Here is an 18,378-nt window from a genome sequence, read left to right as displayed (position 1 = left end):
GATTCCCCCGGACATGTGAGCAACACGGTTTCCTCATAGATCCCGATCGTCCCCGCAGCGCTGCCGATGGCAGCGCGCGTCTCGACGGGTGTCCCGCCTCGCCGGCTTCCGAGCCCGGCCGGGTCCGTGATGGAGGAATCCCGCATGACCGACGCACGCATCCGCGTCTCGCAACTTTCGTTTTCCTGGCCGGACGGCACGCCCGTCCTGGATGGTCTTTCTTTTTCCCTCGGCGCTTCGCGCACCGGCCTGGTCGCGCCCAACGGCGCGGGCAAGAGCACCTTGTTGAAACTGCTGGCCGGGCAACTCCAACCCTCGGCAGGTCGCATCGAAACGCAGGGAACGCTCGCCTACCTGCCGCAGCACGCGTCGCTGGACGCGCAAGCAAGCGTGGCCGACGTGCTCGGCGTGGCCCGGCGCTTGCGCGCGCTGGAGGCGGTGCTGGCCGGTGAAGCGACCGCATCGGACTTCGACACGATCGACGGCCACTGGGATCTGCGCGAGCGGGTAGCCACGTTGCTCGTGCGTCTGGGATTGGGCGAAGTGTCCTTGCAGCGGCGCTTGTCGACATTCAGCGGCGGCGAGGCGATGAGTCTGGCGCTCGCGGCCAGACTGCTGCGACGCCCGGACGTGCTGCTGCTCGATGAACCCACCAATCACCTCGACCGCGAGGCGCGGCAGCGGCTGCGCGAAGTGCTGGCGGGATGGCAGGGTTGCCTGCTGGTGGCCAGCCATGATCGCGAGCTGTTGGAGGGCATGGAACAGATCGCCGTGCTCAGGCCGTCCACTCTACGTGTGTATGGCGGGGGATTCGATTTCCATCGGCAGGCCGTCGAGGAGGAGCAGCGGGCCGCAGAGCAGCGTGTGCGCCATCTGCGCGGCGAAGTGCAGCGGGAGCAGCGCGAGCGGCAGCAGGCGCGCGAACGCGCCGACCGCCGCGCGGGAACGGCCTCCCGCCGCTTTGCCGACGGCGGCATGCCGCGGATCGTCGCGGGCAACCGGAAGCGTTCGGCGCAGGTGAGCGCGGGCAGGACCGACGAGGTGCATGCGGGGCGGTTGGCCGACGTACGCCTGCAGCTTCTCGAGGCTTCGCAAGCGCTGGAAGACGTCGTCGACATGGACTTCTCGCTGCCCGCGACGCGGGTGCCTGGCGACCGGGTGATCTTCCACGGCGATGGCCTGCGAGTGTCGCTGGGCGAGCGTGCGTTGTTCGGCGCGGACGGCGTGTCGCTGACGATACGCGGGCCCGAGCGCATCGCCTTGATCGGCGGCAATGGCGTGGGCAAGACGACGTTGCTGCGGATCCTGGCGGGCCAGCAGGACCCGGACGAAGGCACCGTCCGTCGCGCGAACCTCCGCGTCGCCGGCTTGCCGCAGCGGCTCGACCTGCTGGATCCCGCGCGTACGGTGGCGGAGAACTTCGCCGATTCCGCGCCCGCCATGCCGGCGCCGGAACGCGCCCGGTTACTGGCGCGCCTGCAGTTCCGGGGATCGCGCCGCGACCTGCCGGTCGGCGCGCTGTCCGGTGGCGAAAGGCTCCGGGCCACGCTGCTGTGCATCCTGCACGCCGAGCCGGCCCCGCAACTGTTGCTGCTGGACGAGCCGACCAACAATCTCGACCTGGCATCCGTGGCCCAGTTGGAGCAAGCCTTGAACGCCTACGAGGGCGCGCTGGTCGTGGTCAGTCACGATGAATCCTTCCTCGATGCCCTGGGACTGACGCGCAGGCTGCGGCTCTCCGGCGGCATGCTGCGGGAGGTTGGGTGATGGCAGCTCACCCGGTCGTCGGAACTTCCTCGACTGCCGTGCGTCGCGGCGTGGACGAAGATGCCTGGTGCGCCTTGAAGAGGGCATACAGGCGTTCGTAGGCGTAGTCCTGGTCGTCCGGGGCGACCAGCTTCAACGTGGCGTTGGTCAGGTTGGCCCATATCTCCGGGCGGGTCACGTTGTCCGCGTTCCGGTACAGCGTTTCGAGCTTGCCATCGAGCTCGGCGATCATGCCGTCAAGATCTTCTCGCGTCTTGAAGGAAGGCGTGGGCATCTCGTAATCCTCATCGTGATCCTGTCATGGCCTGCCAGGCGCCAAGCGGCGCTGGATCGTGCGAGCCGCGACCGGCCGGCGACAACGCCTGGCAGGAAACCATCCCGCCGTACGGAAAGTAAGTCGTCGGATGGACGGAGAAGAAAGTGCACCAGATGCGGTTAGACGGTGGTTAAAGATGGGTCGGAATCCGCGGCCGGTTGGTTATGGACTTATGTCGCGCCGTCATGTCGATGCGCGCCGATCCGGTTGATCGCCCGCGGCCGATGGCGCGAGACTCGACGGACACGATATCCGGCGGAAACGCAATGGGAAGAAGACCGATCAACGCGGGAAAGCCCTGGACTCCTGACGAGATAAGAACGCTCAGGGAGATGGCGGACGGTTCCCACTCGGCCGCCGATGTCGCCCGCAGACTGGGACGGACCCGCGCATCCATCGCGCTGAAGGCGAGCGATGAGAGGGTCTCGCTGCGCACGAACAGGCCGGGCGATGCAACACCGTTTTGGCATGTGCGTATGAACAGCGGTCATTAAGCGAAACGGACGCGCTGTGGCCTACTGTGCCGCCCGCTGATCGAATTCCGGACGTCGTAGATGCAGACCGCTTCACCCCTCGCGCTGGCCATCGCGCTGGCGCTCGTTTCCTCTTTCGCCGCGGCACAGACCGCCCCCGATTCCGAAGGCAAGACCCTGGCCACCGTCGTGGTCACCGGCTCCAACATCAAGCGCAGCGACAGCGAAGGACCCAATCCGGTCCAGGTCATCGATCGCCAGCAACTGGAGCGGTCCGGCAAGCAGACCGTCGCCGACGTGCTGCGCTCCATCTCCGCCAACACCGGCAACGCCTACAACGAGACCTACAACAATGGCTGGGCGGCCGGTTCGGCGGGCATCGGCCTGCGCGGGCTGTCGCAGAAGAACACCCTGGTGCTGCTCAACGGGCGCCGGCTGGCCAACAACGGCTTCCCGCAGGGCGGTTTGTCCGACACTTTCGTCAACCTCAACGCGCTGCCGCTGGTGGCGGTGGAACGCATCGAAGTGCTGAAGGACGGCGCCTCGGCGGTATACGGCTCCGATGCCGTGGCCGGCGTGGTCAACATCATCACCCGCCAGAACTTCGAAGGGCTGGAGATCGGCGGCAGCACCGGCACCTCCACCGAGGGCGGGCTGGACCAGAACCGCTTCAAGCTGGTCGGCGGCGTCGGCGACCTGGAGGCCGACCGTTTCAACGTGCTGTACAGCTTCGAGTACTTCCAGCGCGACCGGTTGAACCAGGACGAACGCGACCTGACCAAGTCGGGCATCTATTCGGACAAGCCCGGCGGCACCTGGAACGGCTGGTCGGCCAAGGGCGCGCGCTTCCTGACCGGCACCGGCGCTTCCGTGCCGTTGCTGGATGCGAACGGCAACTGCCCGGCCGGCACCGTGCTGACCGCCAGCGCGCCGATCGACGGCCGCGCCGGCGACACCTGCGCCTTCAACCTGGCGCCGTACACCACGCTGATCCCGGGGACCGAACGCTACCAGGCCTACGTCAACGGCACCTTCAGGATCAGTGATCGCACGGAGGCGTTCGCCGAAGCCATCTACAGCCAGATCCGCGGCGACTCCATCTTCGGGTCCAGTCCGTACTTCACCCTGGAAGGCGGGCGCTTCGCGCTGAACCCCGACACCGGCCTGGCCGAGCCGGTGCCGGCGATCCTGCCGGCGGCCAATCCGTACAACCCGTACGGCGTGGATACGCCCATCGAATACACCTTCTTCAACCTGGGCCGGTCCGACAAGATCAGCCGCTCGCGCTTCTACCGCGTGCTGGGCGGCGTGCGCGGCCGCACCGACCGCTGGGACTGGGAAAGCGCGGTGTTCACCTCGCGCAGCCGCGAACGCGAAACCGTCACCGCCGGCTTCGCCAACCGCTACGCGCTGGCCGACGCGCTGGCCGACGGCAGCTACAACCTGCACGATCCGGCGGCCACGCCGCAATCGGTGCTCGATGCGATCAACCTGCGTACCGTGCGTCCGGCCGAATCGGAACTCAACGGCATCGATGCCAAGGTATCGGGCCAGTTGTTCGACCTGCCGGCCGGCAGCGTCGGCTTCGCCGCCGGCGCGGAGTGGCGGCAGGAGAAACTGGAGTCGCGCAATCCGTGGCAGATCGACGCCGGCCTGCAGATCCGCCCGGCCATCGCGGCGGTGGACGGCGAGCGCAAGGTGTCGGCGCTGTATGCGGAGTTCAACGTGCCGCTGGCCTCCACGCTGGAACTGCAGCTGGCCGGGCGCGGCGACCACTACAGCGACTTCGGCAACGCCTTCTCGCCCAAGGCCAGCCTGCGCTGGCAGCCGTTCGACGCGCTGCTGGTGCGCGCCGCCGCCTCGCGCGGGTTCCGCGCGCCGTCGCTGTCGGAGAACGCCGACAGCACCAACATCTCCTATGGCGCGGTGGTCGATCCCTACGATCCGGACCTGCCCAATTCCACCCAGCGGCCCACGTTCTTCACCGTGGGCAACAGCGACCTGGACCCGGAGCGCACGCACAGCTACAACGTGGGCATCGTGCTGTCGCCGTGGGCCGATACCAGCCTGAGCGTGGACTACTACAGGATCGAACTGGACAACCTGATCGGCACCAACAACACCACGGCCATCGTCAACCGCAACGATCCCAGTGAAGTGATCCGCGACGAGGACGGCAAGCTGGTGGCCATCCGCAACCGCTACCAGAACCTGAGCGAGCTGAAGACATCCGGCTTCGACGTGGAGTTCCGCCAGCGCCTGCGCACGGAGGCGGCGGGCGATTTCACGCTCTCCTCCGTCTACACGCACGTACGCGACTATCGCCGTCCGGCCACCATCGGCGGCCCGCTGGTGGACTACGCAGGCAGCAACCTGGGACCGTCGCTGCCGCGCAACAAGGCCACCACGACGTTAGGTTGGGACGTGAAGGACTTCAGCACCAGCGTGACCTGGTTCTACACCGGCGGCTACGACCAGCGCTCGGTGACCGGCGCGGCGATCCCCGCGCGGGTGAAGGCCGGCAACCAGTTCGACCTGTACTTCGGTTACGCGGGCTTCGAGGGATGGAACCTGTACGCGAAGGTGGAGAACGTGCTGGACGAGGAACCACCCTACGATCCCGCGGGCTTTGCCGGCATCCGCGTGCCCTACGACATCACCCAGTACGACCTGCGTGGCCGTTACGTGACGGTGGGCTTCGACTACCGTTTCTAGCAGCGCATCCTCCGCCTGCGAGTGAGCGTGCCGCACCGACTGTCCCGCCGTCTCTCCCGGCGGCAGCCGGTGCGGCCATTCGCGTTCGTGCCGTCCATGCATGTCGGGACGTCACGCATCCGCAAGCCGTTTGCCAGGCCTGGTGATGTCCGGTCATAAGCAGATGACGATGGGTTATCAACCGCGGTCGGCACCGGCAAGCATTGCAGGCCAATGCATTCGCGCCATCGTCGCCGGGAACGGCGAAAAAAGTCGGCGGCGATAACCTTTTCATCACACTTCCGCGCGGGCCGATTGCTAGAAAGTCACTCGGCCTTAACGGGAGACGGGCGATGCGGATCACGATCATCGGCGCGGGGTTCACTGGCGGCACCCTGGCGACATTGCTGGCATCGGACAGCGACGAAACCACGGAAGTCTGCCTGGTCGGCGTCGAAGAAACCTTCGCGCGCGGCGTGGCCTACGGGGAAACGCGGCCGGAGCACGTGCTGAACGTGCGCGCCAGGCAACTGGGCGCGGATCCGGACAATCCGGAGGAGTTCGCCGAATGGCTGAACCTGGGGCGACAGGGGCGGGAAGGCTTCCTGCCCCGCCTGGCCTACGGCGAATACCTGGCGGACCGCCTGCAGAAAGCCAAGGACCGGGCCAACAACCTGAGCCTGCTGCGCCAGGAGGCCATCGCCATCAACCGCATCGGCGACGGCTTCCGCGTGCACCTGGACGACGGCAGCTACTTCGCCAGCGACCGGGTCGTGCTTGCGCTGGGCGCCCTGCCGCCGCAACGGCTGACCGGCATCGGGCCGCGATTGGCCCGCAATCCCCGCTACATCGCCTGGCCGTGGCAGGACGATGCCCTGGACCAGATCGATCCGGGCGCGCGCGTGCTGGTCGTCGGCACCGGACTGACCATGGCGGACGTGGTGGCCAGCCTGGCGAACCGGAATCACCGCGGGGAAATCGTCGCCATCTCGCGGCACGGGTTGTTGCCGCAATCCCACCCGGCCACGCCGGGCGCGCCGATCGAACTGCCGCCCAGCGTCCAGCAGGCGCTCCGCAAGCACGATGTCCGCCAACTGGTCGCCGCCATCCGCTCGTTGTCCCACGTCGTGCCGGACTGGCGTGGCGCGGTCGACGCGCTGCGGCCGCACACGCAGGCGTTCTGGCGCGGATTGCCGACGCCGGAACGCGCCCGCTTCCTGCGCCACGTCCGTTCCTACTGGGAAGTCGCCCGCCATCGTGTCGCCCCGGAAATCGCCGGCCTGCTGGACGGCCTGCAGGCGTCGGGACGGCTCAAGGTGCGCGCCGCCCGCCTGCTCAGGGCCGGACTGCGCGCGAACAGCGCGGAGGTGCTGATCCGCGAGCGCGGCAAGGATCAGATCCAGGTCGAACAGTACGACTACGTGGTCCGCGCGACCGGCCTGGATACCGACGTGCTTCGCACCACGCACCCGCTCGCGTCCCATCTGCGCGAGGCGGGCCTGATCAGCGCGGACGAACAGGGGTTGGGCGTGAACGTGGCGGACGATTTCGAGGTGCTCGATCACCATGGCGATCGCGTCCCCGGCCTGTACTGTCTCGGGCCCCTTCTTCGCGGGCACCTCTGGGAGATCACGGCCGTCCCCGAACTGCGGACCGCGGCCAAGGCGCTCGCGCAGGGACTGCAGTCGGAAAGCCTGGCCGCGGCCAACAGCCGCGGCCAATCCCGCAGCCTGGAACGCGAGCTGGTGCTGTCGAGGAGTTTCTGAGCGGCCTGTTACCGGCCCTGCCGTCGCGCGTCGCGGCGGCGGGCGCCGTGCAAGGTCATTTCCTTGCGGCGGTTCCGCGCCTGGATGGCTTCAGCGGCGCCACGGAATCGCGCGCGACGAGTTGATGCGGCACGACATGGTTGACGATGACGCGGGCGTTCGCGTCCTTGCGGCGGATCGTGCGCAACAGGATGTCGATGGCGGTGTCGGCCATCGAGGCGATGGGCTGGTGGATGGTGGTGAGTTCGGGCCAGACCATGGTCGCGGCGGACGTGTCGTCGAAGCCCACCACCGACAGGTCGTGCGGCACATCCATGCCGCGCCGGTGGGCGACCGACACCACGGCGGCGGCCATGTCGTCGTTGCTGGCGAAGATGGCGGTCGGCCGATGGCCGAGCGAGAGCAGCTTCTCGGTCGCATCCAGGCCTGACCGGTACGTGTAGTACCCCTGCTGGACCAGCGTTTCGTCCAGCGCTATGCCGGCTTCGTCCAGCGCCGCCTTGAAGCCCTCGAAGCGGTGCGCGCTGGCGGTCTGGTTGGGATTGCCCTTGATGTAGCCGATGCGCGTATGGCCATGGGCGATCAGGTGCGCGGTGATCTCCTTGCTGGCGAAGAAATCGTCGATGCGCACGCAGGAAATGTCGTTGCTGAAGCGCCCCGAGGCGATGGACACCACGGGAACGCCGGCGCCGACGAACTCCATGACCACCGACTTCGATTCGCACAGCGGTGGTGGCAGGATGACGCCGGCCACGCTCTTGGCCAGCAGGCGCGCGGCATTGCGCCGGGCGTCGGCATCCAGGGTGTCCCAGGTGGCGATGACCAACTGCGCGGAGGTGCGCGCGGAGCCGCTCAACGCACCGACCAGCAGTTCGCGCAGATAGGACGAGCTGGGATTGGTGTAGATCAGCGCGATGCAGGTGTGCTGGGCCGCGGCCAGCGAGCTGGCCGCCAGGTTGGGCCTGTAGCCGAGTTCGCGCACCGTGTGCATGACGCGTTCACGGGTCGCGTCGCGCACTCCGCCGTGGCCATTGACCACGCGCGAGACCGTCATCGGCGACACGCCCGCATGCGAAGCCACCTCGTCGATCGTGACGGCGCGTCCCTTCCGGCGGACAGACTTCATAGGTTTCTCCAACGTGCGTCCCCTCCACCGTTTTGCAGGTGCGATTGTGGCAACGTGCAGGCTACGCCGCAGCGGCGAATGCAGTCCCCCGATTGCGCAACAGTATCCAGCGTTACGTCCTTCGGGTGGTAACGCTAACAGGACGATGCGGCGATCGGGCGCGTTAGGCAGCCCGCATATGGCGATGGAGATGCCGCGCTGCGGACTCCGCCCGATGCTTTCCCCCGGCGTATGGCAAGGATATTTGCTGCGCTGCACGGTGACAAACGCAGGCGGGCATGATTAGTCTGCGCCCACCAAATGGTAGCGCTACCACATTCGGCCGCCCACTGACGGGCAGTCGCTTGGGAATTCCGCTGGAAGCGTCGTCGCATCGGGTTTGGATTCGCCGGGAAAGGCCTGAACAACCGGCATGGCTGCAACGGGCTCAACGCCCGGTCTGGAAAAAAGAGCGGGCTGCGCTATGGCCCGCGGGTGCCCTGGGGGGGGCGATACATCCATCTATCGAAGTGATGAGGGGAGGGCGCATGAAAGAGTGCAGGTTCCGATTCCACGTACCGACGACGACCCTGGCGATCACGGTTTCCGGCAGCCGGACGGCTGGCCGCGCCGTGCCGCATGCCGGGAATGATGCCGTCGGTCGTCCAACTCCAGACCAGAGGGCATGCCGATGAGCAGCAAGTTGGCGAGATTCAAGTCGAGGGCCATGTTCACCTTCGTGGGGGGCATGCTGGTCGTCAATCCCGCGTTCGCCCAGGAGGCTCCGGCGTCCGAGTCGTCGGCGCAGGAGGCGCAGCAGCAGACCACGGGCGATGCGACCACGCTGGATACGGTCGTCGTCACCGGCATACGCAGCAGCCTCAACCAGGCGATGAACATCAAGCGCGACTCGGCGGGCGTGGTCGACGCCGTCAGCGCCGAGGACATCGGCAAGTTCCCCGACACCAACCTGGCCGAATCGCTGTCGCGCATCACCGGCATCTCGATCGAACGCCGCGACGGCGAGGGCGCGCAGGTCACCGCGCGCGGCTTCGGCCCGCAGTTCAACCTGATCACCCTCAACGGCCGCCAGATCCCGGGCGCGGACGCGTTCGGCGCGGCCGGCCAAGTGCCCATCGGCGGTGTCGAAGCGGGTACGCGCGCGTTCAACTTCGCCCAGCTGGCTTCCGAGGCGATCAGCGGCCTGGAGGTCTACAAGACCGGGCAGGCCAGCGTACCCAGCGGCGGCATCGGTGCCACCATCAACATCCTGACCGACCGTCCGTTCAACCACAACGGCGGCGAGGTGGTGGCCAGCGCGGGCGTCAAGGCGGTGTCCGACGATTCGCAGGTGTTCGGCAGCAGCATCACCCCTGAAGTCTCAGGCATCTTCAGCTACGCCAACCCCGACAAGACCTGGGGCATCGGCCTGAGCGCCAGCTACCAGAAGCGCCATGGCGGTTCGGTGCAGGCCACCGAGAACAACTGGAACATCCAGCGCTGGAACGGCCCGGCGGGCGTCCTGCGCCCGGATGGCACCATCGTCAACGCGCCGCAGATCGGCCAGCTCTATGCGTTGCCGAACGATCTGCGCTACGCCTTCGCCGACTTCGAGCGCGAGCGCACCAACGGCCAGGCCGTGCTGCAGTTCGCTCCGACCGACGCGCTGACCCTGACCCTGGACTACACCTACTCGCGAAACGAGATCAAGGAAGACCGCGGGGAGCAGACCCAGTGGCTGCAGCAGGGCAGTTACACCCACCTGGAGTTCGACGGCAACGAGGTGGCCACGCCGGTGTACCTGCGCGAGATCGTCGAGACCAAGGATTTCGGCTACGAGCAGCAGCGCAACATGCAGAAGTACACGCTGGACTCGTTCGGGTTCAATGCCGACTGGCAGGTCACCGACCGCTTCCGCCTGGTGTTCGACGGACACAACACCAAGTCGGAGAGCACGCCGAACGATCCCGTCACCGGCGGCAGCGCGACCTACTTCAGCATCGCCGGCACCAACAACTGCACCAACGGCCCGTACTGCGGTGGCGCCTGGTCGCAGGAAATGTTCTTCAACAGCGGATTGCCGATCGCGGCGCGTACCTGGTATCCGTCGATGACCGATGCCGCCGCCGGCGCCAACGGCGTGCTGAACCCGGACTTCCCGGTCGAACAGATCGGCGCCCAGGTCCTGCGCGTCAACTCGGTGAGGCAGGAAACCGAGATCAGGCAGGGCCGCATCGACGGCATCCTGGACTTCGACAACGGCCGCTTCCAGTTCGGCGTCGATTCCTCGAAGGTCACGATGAACCGCAAGCAGGCGACCGAGAACTACAGCACGCTGGGCGACTGGAGCGCGGCCAACACCGGCAACGAGCCGGGCATGTACCCGCTGCTGACCGCGACCAGCATCATCGGCCTGTTCGACGACTTCGGCACCGCGGGGGCGCCGCGTGGCGCGTGGCGCGGCAACACCAGCGCGCTGGGCCTGTGGGCCGTGGACGCGTACGGCGCGAGCATGAGCGTGGACCCGGTGCTGGCCGCGGACAACCGCATCGAGGAGAAGACCGACTCCGTCTATGTGCAGGTGGAACTGGACGGCCAGCTGGGCGGCATGGCCACGCACACCCGCATCGGTGTGCGCTACGAGACGACCGACCTGGTGTCGACGTCGGCCGTTGCCGTTCCCCAGTCGATCGAGTGGCAGGCCAACAACGACTTCCGCATCGTCCGTTCCAGCGAGGTGCAGCCGTTCTCCGAGAAGCACAGCTACAGCTACCTGCTGCCCAACCTGGACTTCAGCATCGACCTGCTCGACGACCTGAAGGGCCGCGCTTCGTTCAGCCAGACCATCGCGCGCGCGCCGTACGGCAATCTGTACGCGGGTCCGGGACCGAACCAGCCCAACGGTTCGGTGCTGATCAGCGAAGCCGGCCGCGCCACGGGCAACGCCAATACCCCGACGCTGGATCCGATCGAGTCCAAGAACCTCGACCTGGCCCTGGAGTGGTACTTCGCCGACGCCAGCTATATCTCGGTGACGTACTGGAACAAGCGCGTGGACAACTTCATCGGCAACTCGGTGGTCCAGGAGAACCTGTACGGCCTGACCGATCCGACCTCGGGCCCGGACGCCCAGGCGGCGCTGGCCTTCCTGCAGAGCGCGCAATGCACCGCGCAGGTGAGCGCGGCCGGCAACGACGTCGGTGCGGCGTGCGCGGCCAACGACACCGCCCTGTTCACCGCCCTGGCCATGTACCGCAACGCGGCCGCGACCGGCGGCCTGGCGGCCTACAACGGCAGCGGTGCGCAGGTGCTGGCGATGGAGAACGCCTACGATCTGTATGGAGAGGCGGACGATCCGCTGTACATGTTCAACGTCAACCGCCCGATCAACCAGAACTCCGCCAAGCTGCACGGCTGGGAGATCGGCGGCCAGTACTTCTTCGGCGATACCGGCTTCGGCGTGTACGCCAACTACACCGTCGTCAATGGCGACGTGGGCTTCAACAACGCGGGCGATCCCAGCGTGGACCAGTTCGCGCTGCTGGGCCTGAGCGACACCGCCAACCTGATGCTGATGTACGAGAAGTACGGCTGGTCGGCGCGCCTGGCATGGAACTGGCGCGACGACTATCTGATCCTGGCCAACCAGGGCGGCAGCAGGAATCCGTTCTACGTCGAGGCCTACGACCAGATCGACCTGAGCGTGAGCTACGCGTTCAGCGACCGCTTGTCGGTCGGCATCGAGGCGATCAACCTGACCGGCGAGGACGTGCGCTGGCACGCACGCGACGCCAAGCAGATCGTCCGCCTGGTGGACCAGAGCCCGCGCTACACGCTGGGCCTGCGCTACAAGTTCTGAGACAGCTACCGCGAAGGGGCCGCTGCGCGAGCAGCGGCCCCCTTTCTTTCCGCGCGTCGAAGGTGCATAACGTCCGACACGAACAGAATCGACGCAGAGCCCGATGGCCCGATACGAACTGCTCAACAACGTGACGCACAAGGATCTGCGCGTCGTCACCCGCTTCGGCCGGGAATTCGGGGACGCGATCGGCATGGTGCCGGCGTTCCCGACCGAGTACGCCGAACTCCAGCGGGAGTATCCGATCTTCTTCCGCAAGGACGGCGACAGCGATGGATTCCACTCGGTCGCATTGCTGGGTTTCGATCGCGACGAGAACCTTTTCCTCCAGGGCGAACGCTGGAACGCCAGCTACCTGCCGGGCGTGATCGCCCGCGGTCCGTTCCTGATCGGCTTCCAGGAGCAGCAGGTCGATGGCGAACTGCGCCGCGAGCCGGTGATCCACGTCGACCTGGAGCATGCGCGCGTCGCCACCGGCGAGGGCGAGCCGGTGTTCCTGCCGCAGGGCGGGCACAGCCCCTACCTGCAGCACATCATCACCGTGCTGCGCGGCATCAACGACGGCGTCGAGGGCGGCAAGGCCATGTTCGCCGCGCTCGACGCGCTGGAACTGATCCAGCCGGTCGGGCTGGACGTGCGGTTCGACAACGAGCACGGCGTCAACCTGACCGGCCTGTACGGGATCGACCGCGAACGGCTGGCGGCGCTGGATGCCGCCTCGCTGCACCGCCTGCACCAGGCGGGCTATCTGGAAGGCGTCTACCTGGTGCTGGCCTCGCTGCACAACATGCGCCGGCTGATCGCCGAGAAGCAGCGCCGGTTGCGCGAAGAGGCCGCCATGCCATCCGGGCGCGCTGCCTGAACGGGCCATGGTCGAGCTGGCCGCCAGCGTCCGCGTACTGGAAGGTTGCCGGCCCGACGCGCTGCCGCTCGACGCGTTGATCGCGGCCGGCCGGCCCGCGCTGCTCAAGGGACTGGCGCGCGACTGGGGACTGGTGCGGGCGGGCCTGGGAGGACACCGCCCGGCGATGGACTACCTGCGCGGCCGCTACAACGGCCGGCCGGTGCAGTACTCGTACGGCGGTCCGGAAGTCGCCGGACGGCCCTTCTACGACGACGGCTTCACCGGCCTGAACTGCGAAGTCCGGCGCAGCGGCCTGGACCAGGTACTGGACGGGATCGCCGCGCACCTGGACGATCCGCATCCACCCACGTACTACGTCGCCTCGCTGCTGGTGGATGCCAGCCTGCCGGGTTTCCGCGCGGACAACGACCTGGACTTCGATGCCCATGGCGTGCAGGCGCCGCCGAGCATCTGGATCGGCAACCGGGTGACCGCGTCGTGCCACTACGATGCGCCGAACAACATCGCCTGCTGCACCGTGGGCCGGCGCCGCTTCACCGTGTTTCCCCCGGACCAGATCGGCAACCTGTATCCGGGACCGCTGGAACCGACACCCGGCGGGCAGGCGGTCAGCGTGGTGGATTTCGACCATCCCGACTTCGCGCGTTACCCGCGCTTCCGCGAAGCGCTGGCGGTCGGGCAGAGCGCCGTGCTCGAACCGGGCGATGCGATCTTCATCCCCAGCATGTGGTGGCACCACGTGCAGGGACTGGATGCGTTCAACGTGCTGGTCAACTACTGGTGGAGCAGCATGCCGGCGTACATCCCGACGCCGATGCATGCGCTCTACCACGCGCTGTGGACGATCCGCGACCGGCCGGAGCGGGAGAAACGGGCCTGGCGCGAAGTCTTCGACTACTACGTGTTCGGCCCTGCGGATCGCGCCGGCGAGCATCTTCCGGAAGCGGCGCGCAACATGCTCGGCCCGGTCGATGAAATCCTGGCGCGGCAGCTGCGGGCGATGCTGATCGACAAGCTCAATCGGTGATTGGGGATTCGGGATTGGGGATTCGTGAAAGCTGAAGCACCGCGGCTCCTCGCCTTCCGAATCCTCAATCCCCAATCCCGAATCAAACAGACAAACGAAAGAGGACAGGTCATGGACGAAGGCAGGATACGCAGGGTCGTGATCGCCGGCGGCGGCACCGCGGGCTGGGCCGCCGCGTGCGCGCTGACGCACCAGTTCCGCGAGTTGCTGGACATCGTCCTGGTCGAGTCGGAGCAGATCGGCACCGTGGGCGTGGGCGAATCGACGATTCCGACGATCCGCACCTTCCACCGCCTGCTGCAGATCGACGAGCGCGAGTTCCTCAGCTCGGTGGCCGGCAGCTTCAAACTGTCGATCTCCTTCGAGAACTGGAAGCACCAGGGCGATCGCTACTTCCATCCGTTCGGCTACACCGGTGCGGGCACTTGGTCGTGCGAGTTCCACCATTTCTGGCTGGACAGCCTGCGCCGCGGCATGAAGTCGGAGCTGGGCGACTACTGCCTGGAAACGGTGGCCTCGCGGGTGGACCGCTTCGCCCTGTTCGAGCAGGCCGAGGGCGGCGTCCCGCAATGGTCCGTGCGCTGGACGCGCAATCCCAACGCGCCCGGGCGGCCGGACGTCAACTACGCCTACCACTTCGACGCGGCCCTGTACGCCGCCTACCTGCGGCGCAAGTCGGAAGGGCGCGGGCTTACCCGCATCGAGGGCAAGATCCGCGAAGTGCGGCAGGATCCGGAGAACGGCTTCGTCCAGGCGCTGGTGATGGAGGACGGCCGCATCGTGGAGGGCGACCTGTTCATCGACTGCAGCGGTTTCCGCGGACTGTTGATCGAGCAGACGCTCAGGACCGGCTACGAGGACTGGAACCAGTGGCTGCCCTGCGACCGCGCGGTGGCGCTGCAGACCGAATCGGTCGGCCCGGCGGTGCCCTACACGCGCGCCATCGCGCACGAGGCCGGCTGGCGGTGGCATATCCCGTTGCAGCATCGGGTGGGCTGCGGGCTGGTCTTCTCCGGCCGGCACATGTCCGACGACGAGGCGGCGGCCAAGCTGCGGCGGGACGCCGGCGCGCCGGCCATCCGCGATCCCTGGCTGGTGCCGTTCCGCACCGGCCGCCGGCTCAAGGCCTGGAACAAGAACGTGGTCTCGCTGGGCCTGGCCAGCGGCTTCATCGAGCCGCTGGAGTCGACCAGCATCCACTTGGCCCTCAGCTCGGTGGCGCGGCTGATCCATCTGTTCCCCCATGCCGGCATCGACGACTCGCTGGTCGAGCGCTACAACGATGTCAGCCGCGCCGAGATGGAGCACGTGCGCGACTTCATCATCATGCATTACCACCTCAACCAGCGCGACGAGCCGCTGTGGCGCGACTGTCGCGAGATGAAGCTGCCGGACGGGTTGGCGCAACGCATCCGGCTGTTCCGCGACCGTGCCTACGCCTGGCAGGGCGAGGACGAACTGTTCCGGCTGGATTCGTGGACCCACGTGATGCTGGGCCAGGGCGTGGTGCCGAAACAGCACCACCTGCTCGGCCGTGCGCTGTCCGATCCGGACCTGCGCCGCCTGTTCGATGCGATCCGGCAGCCGATCGACCGCGCGGTGGAGGCCATGCCCTCGCACCAGGAATTCCTCGACCGCTACTGCAAGGCCGCGCCCGAAGTATGGGAAGCCAGGAAGCCGGCGATGGAGGCCTAGGGCCTGTTGACGCTATTGGGACAGGCCACAATACGGAACCGGAACGGAGGAGGATCGAACATGGCGAATGGACGTGATTTCACGCGCGTCGGTGGCGGCGTACTGCTGGCGGCGCTGCTGCTCGCACTGGTTTCCTGCAAGGGCGACGGCAAGGCGGACCAGGATGCGGCGTCCACGCAGGCCGGCGCGAACGCCTCGCCGTGGCCCGAAGTGAAGTGGCCCCTGGCGGAAGACGCGGCGCTGGAACAGCGCATCGACGCCCTGCTGGCCACGCTGACGATGGAAGAGAAGGTGGGCCAGGTGGTGCAGGGCGACATCGCCAGCATCACCCCGGACGACGTGCGCAAGTATCGGCTGGGTTCGATCCTGGCCGGCGGCAATTCGGACCCCGGCGGCCGCTACGACGCCGCGCCGGCCGAATGGCTGGCGCTGGCCGACGCGTTCTACGAGGCGTCGATGGACACCTCGCAGGGCGGCAAGGCGATCCCGGTCATGTTCGGCATCGATGCCGTGCACGGGCAGAGCAATATCGTCGGCGCCACGCTGTTCCCGCACAACATCGGCCTGGGCGCCACCCGCAACCCGGACCTGCTGCGCCGCATCGGCGAGATCACCGCGCTGGAGACGCGCGTCACCGGCATGGAGTGGGCGTTCGCGCCGACCGTGGCGGTGCCGCAGGACGACCGCTGGGGCCGCAGCTACGAAGGCTATTCCGAATCGCCCGAGGTCGTCGCCAGTTTCGCCGGCGCCATGGTCGAGGGGTTGCAGGGCAGGCCGGGCACGCCGGAGTTCCTCGATGGTCGCCGCGTGGCCGCTTCGGTCAAGCATTTCCTCGGCGACGGCGGCACCACCAACGGCAAGGACCAGGGCGACACGCGGATCGGCGAAGCCGAACTGGTCCGCATCCACGCTGCCGGTTATCCGCCGGCGATCGCGGCCGGCGCGCAGACGGTCATGGCTTCGTTCAACAGCGTCAACGGCGTGAAGATGCACGGCAACAAGCCGCTGCTCGCCGATGCGTTGAAGGGCCGCATGAACTTCGGCGGTTTCGTCGTCGGCGACTGGAACGGTCACGGACAGGTCGAGGGCTGCACCAACACCGACTGCCCGGCCACGATCAACGCCGGCCTGGACATGGCGATGGCGTCGGACAGCTGGAAGGGCTTCTACGAGAGCACGCTGGCGGCGGTGAAGGCCGGCACGATTCCGCAGGAACGCCTGGACGATGCGGTGCGCCGCATCCTGCGGGTGAAGTTCCGCCTGGGGCTGTTCGAGGCCGGCAAGCCCTCGCAGCGCGCCGTGGGTGGCAAGTTCGCGCTGCTCGGCGCGCAGGAACACCGCGCGGTCGCGCGCCAGGCCGTGCGCGAGTCGCTGGTGCTGCTGAAGAACCAGGGCGGCCTGCTGCCGTTGCAGCCCAGGCAGCGCATCCTGGTGGCCGGCGACGGCGCCCACGATGTCGGCAAGCAGGCCGGCGGCTGGACGCTGAACTGGCAGGGCACGGGCACCCGGCGCATCGATTTCCCGAATGCGGATTCGATCTTCGAAGGCATCGCCCGGCAGGCCAAGGCCGCCGGTGGCGAAGCGGCCCTCGCCATCGACGGCGATTACAGGCAGAAGCCGGACGTGGCCATCGTGGTGTTCGGCGAAGACCCGTATGCGGAGTTCCAGGGCGACCTTCCCAACCTGCTGTACAAGCCGGGCAACGACACCGACCTGGAACTGATCAGGCGGCTGAAGGCCGACGGTATTCCGGTGGTGGCGGTGTTCCTGAGCGGCCGTCCGCTGTGGGTGAATCGCGAACTCAACGCCGCCGATGCGTTCGTGGCGGCCTGGCTGCCCGGTTCGGAAGGCGGCGGCATCGCCGACGTGCTGCTGCGCAAGCCCGATGGCGGCGTGCAGCACGACTTCACCGGCAAGCTGAGTTTCAGCTGGCCGCGCACCGCCACGCAGTACGCCAACAACGTGGGGCAGGAAGGCTACGACCCGCTGTTCGCGTTCGGCTTCGGCCTGACCTATGCCGACAACGGCGACCTGGCGCCGCTGCCGGAAGAATCGGGCGTCACCGGCGAGCAGGGCGCCAGCGGCGTGTTCTATGCGCGTGGCGATCTGGCGCCGGGCATGGCGCTGCGGCTGGAAGGAGACCAGGGGCAGAGCCTGACGGTGACCTCGTTGCCGGGCGCGCTCGAGGGCGATCTTCTCCGCGTCACCGGCGTCGATCATCTTGCGCAGGAAGATGCGCGCCGCTTCGCGTGGTCCGGTGCCGGTCCTGCCAGCGTGGTCCTGCAATCGCATTCGCCTATCGACCTGCAGCGCGAAACCAACGGCGACGTGATGCTGGTGCTGACGCTGCGGCCCGAACGGATCCCGACGGAAGAAGTCTCGCTGGGCGCAAGCTGCGGCGACGGCTGTCGCGCCAGCCTGCCGCTGCGCGACGCGCTCGCCGGCCTGCCGGCCGACCAGTGGACCACGCTGGGCGTACCGCTGAAGTGCCTGGCCACCGCCGGTGCCGACACCGGCAAGCTGGATTCGGTGCTGCAACTGCGCACGGCGGGCGAGCTGCAGCTGTCCGTTTCGCGCGTGGCGCTGGGCGCGTTGAACGAGGCCCAGCACATGCTGCCCTGCACGCGCTGAGCGGTTCCGGGGGAAGAGACTTCCACTTCCCCTGTTGTGGTCTCGCGTCCGCAGCCTGGCTGCCTGCCGCGGCTACGCGAATTGTTGCGGCAGGGGCAATCCCTTCATGCGGGTTGCCCCTGCCGGTGGAAGACCATGCGGTAGTGCGACGGGACGCCGCCCCGGAAAGCGGCATCGCCA

General features: G+C 67.5%; 10 protein-coding genes. 8 read left to right on the top strand and 2 right to left on the bottom strand.

All coding sequences use genetic code 11. The features are described from left to right. The first annotated feature begins 144 nt into the window (after positions 1-144). Positions 145-1,767, top strand: coding sequence for an ABC-F family ATP-binding cassette domain-containing protein (locus tag AAD027_RS02960; RefSeq protein ID WP_341724508.1), 1,623 nt, complete (start codon positions 145-147; stop codon positions 1,765-1,767). A 7-nt stretch (positions 1,768-1,774) separates the two neighbouring features. Here AAD027_RS02960 and AAD027_RS02955 read toward each other — a convergent pair whose 3' ends face one another. Beyond that, positions 1,775-2,041 carry a hypothetical protein gene (locus AAD027_RS02955; protein WP_341724507.1) on the bottom strand — a complete coding sequence of 89 codons (267 nt, stop codon included), beginning with the start codon at positions 2,039-2,041 and terminating at the stop codon, positions 1,775-1,777. A gap of 596 nt (positions 2,042-2,637) precedes the next feature. Between AAD027_RS02955 and AAD027_RS02950 the strand changes: the two genes are divergently transcribed. Together AAD027_RS02950 and AAD027_RS02945 are read left to right on the top strand one after the other, a co-directional pair. After that, positions 2,638-5,271, top strand: coding sequence for a TonB-dependent receptor plug domain-containing protein (locus AAD027_RS02950; protein ID WP_341724506.1), 2,634 nt, complete (start codon positions 2,638-2,640; stop codon positions 5,269-5,271). A 332-nt stretch (positions 5,272-5,603) separates the two neighbouring features. After that, the gene (locus AAD027_RS02945; protein ID WP_341724505.1) at positions 5,604-7,016 is read left to right on the top strand and encodes an FAD/NAD(P)-binding protein; all 1,413 of its coding nucleotides are present in this window, start codon (positions 5,604-5,606) and stop codon (positions 7,014-7,016) included. Between the two features lie 55 nt (positions 7,017-7,071). On the opposite strand, the gene AAD027_RS02940 is transcribed toward AAD027_RS02945, so the two are convergent. Continuing rightward, entirely contained in the window at positions 7,072-8,142 is a 1,071-nt protein-coding gene (locus AAD027_RS02940; protein WP_341724504.1) for a LacI family DNA-binding transcriptional regulator, read from the bottom strand. A 670-nt stretch (positions 8,143-8,812) separates the two neighbouring features. On the opposite strand from AAD027_RS02940, the gene AAD027_RS02935 reads away from it, so the two are divergent. From AAD027_RS02935 to AAD027_RS02915, 5 genes are all read left to right on the top strand, one after another. After that, complete coding sequence (locus AAD027_RS02935) at positions 8,813-11,980, top strand: TonB-dependent receptor (protein ID WP_341724503.1); 3,168 nt, start codon at positions 8,813-8,815, stop codon at positions 11,978-11,980. 103 nt (positions 11,981-12,083) lie between these two features. Beyond that, a complete protein-coding gene (locus tag AAD027_RS02930) occupies positions 12,084-12,842 on the top strand; it encodes a SapC family protein (protein WP_341724502.1) in 759 nt (252 codons plus the stop codon). A 7-nt stretch (positions 12,843-12,849) separates the two neighbouring features. Then, positions 12,850-13,872, top strand: coding sequence for a cupin-like domain-containing protein (locus AAD027_RS02925; RefSeq protein ID WP_341724501.1), 1,023 nt, complete (start codon positions 12,850-12,852; stop codon positions 13,870-13,872). A gap of 111 nt (positions 13,873-13,983) precedes the next feature. Beyond that, complete coding sequence (locus AAD027_RS02920; RefSeq protein ID WP_341724500.1) at positions 13,984-15,567, top strand: tryptophan halogenase family protein; 1,584 nt, start codon at positions 13,984-13,986, stop codon at positions 15,565-15,567. A gap of 60 nt (positions 15,568-15,627) precedes the next feature. After that, a complete protein-coding gene (locus tag AAD027_RS02915) occupies positions 15,628-18,198 on the top strand; it encodes a glycoside hydrolase family 3 protein (RefSeq protein WP_341724499.1) in 2,571 nt (856 codons plus the stop codon). The last annotated feature ends 180 nt before the right edge of the window (positions 18,199-18,378 follow it).

The organism is Pseudoxanthomonas putridarboris, assembly GCF_038321125.1.
Classification (GTDB): Bacteria; Pseudomonadota; Gammaproteobacteria; order Xanthomonadales; family Xanthomonadaceae; genus Pseudoxanthomonas_A; species Pseudoxanthomonas_A putridarboris.
Note: the sequence above shows the minus strand (reverse complement) of the source record. Positions and strands in the feature narration are given on the sequence as shown.

What these genes read in the sequence shown, in the direction of transcription:
- AAD027_RS02960 (WP_341724508.1), top strand. Translation starts at nt 145, where the DNA reads ATGACCGACGCACGCATCCGCGTCTCGCAACTTTCGTTTTCCTGGCCG.
- AAD027_RS02955 (WP_341724507.1), bottom strand. Translation starts at nt 2,041, where the DNA reads ATGCCCACGCCTTCCTTCAAGACGCGAGAAGATCTTGACGGCATGATC.
- AAD027_RS02950 (WP_341724506.1), top strand. Translation starts at nt 2,638, where the DNA reads ATGCAGACCGCTTCACCCCTCGCGCTGGCCATCGCGCTGGCGCTCGTT.
- AAD027_RS02945 (WP_341724505.1), top strand. Translation starts at nt 5,604, where the DNA reads ATGCGGATCACGATCATCGGCGCGGGGTTCACTGGCGGCACCCTGGCG.
- AAD027_RS02940 (WP_341724504.1), bottom strand. Translation starts at nt 8,142, where the DNA reads ATGAAGTCTGTCCGCCGGAAGGGACGCGCCGTCACGATCGACGAGGTG.
- AAD027_RS02935 (WP_341724503.1), top strand. Translation starts at nt 8,813, where the DNA reads ATGAGCAGCAAGTTGGCGAGATTCAAGTCGAGGGCCATGTTCACCTTC.
- AAD027_RS02930 (WP_341724502.1), top strand. Translation starts at nt 12,084, where the DNA reads ATGGCCCGATACGAACTGCTCAACAACGTGACGCACAAGGATCTGCGC.
- AAD027_RS02925 (WP_341724501.1), top strand. Translation starts at nt 12,850, where the DNA reads ATGGTCGAGCTGGCCGCCAGCGTCCGCGTACTGGAAGGTTGCCGGCCC.
- AAD027_RS02920 (WP_341724500.1), top strand. Translation starts at nt 13,984, where the DNA reads ATGGACGAAGGCAGGATACGCAGGGTCGTGATCGCCGGCGGCGGCACC.
- AAD027_RS02915 (WP_341724499.1), top strand. Translation starts at nt 15,628, where the DNA reads ATGGCGAATGGACGTGATTTCACGCGCGTCGGTGGCGGCGTACTGCTG.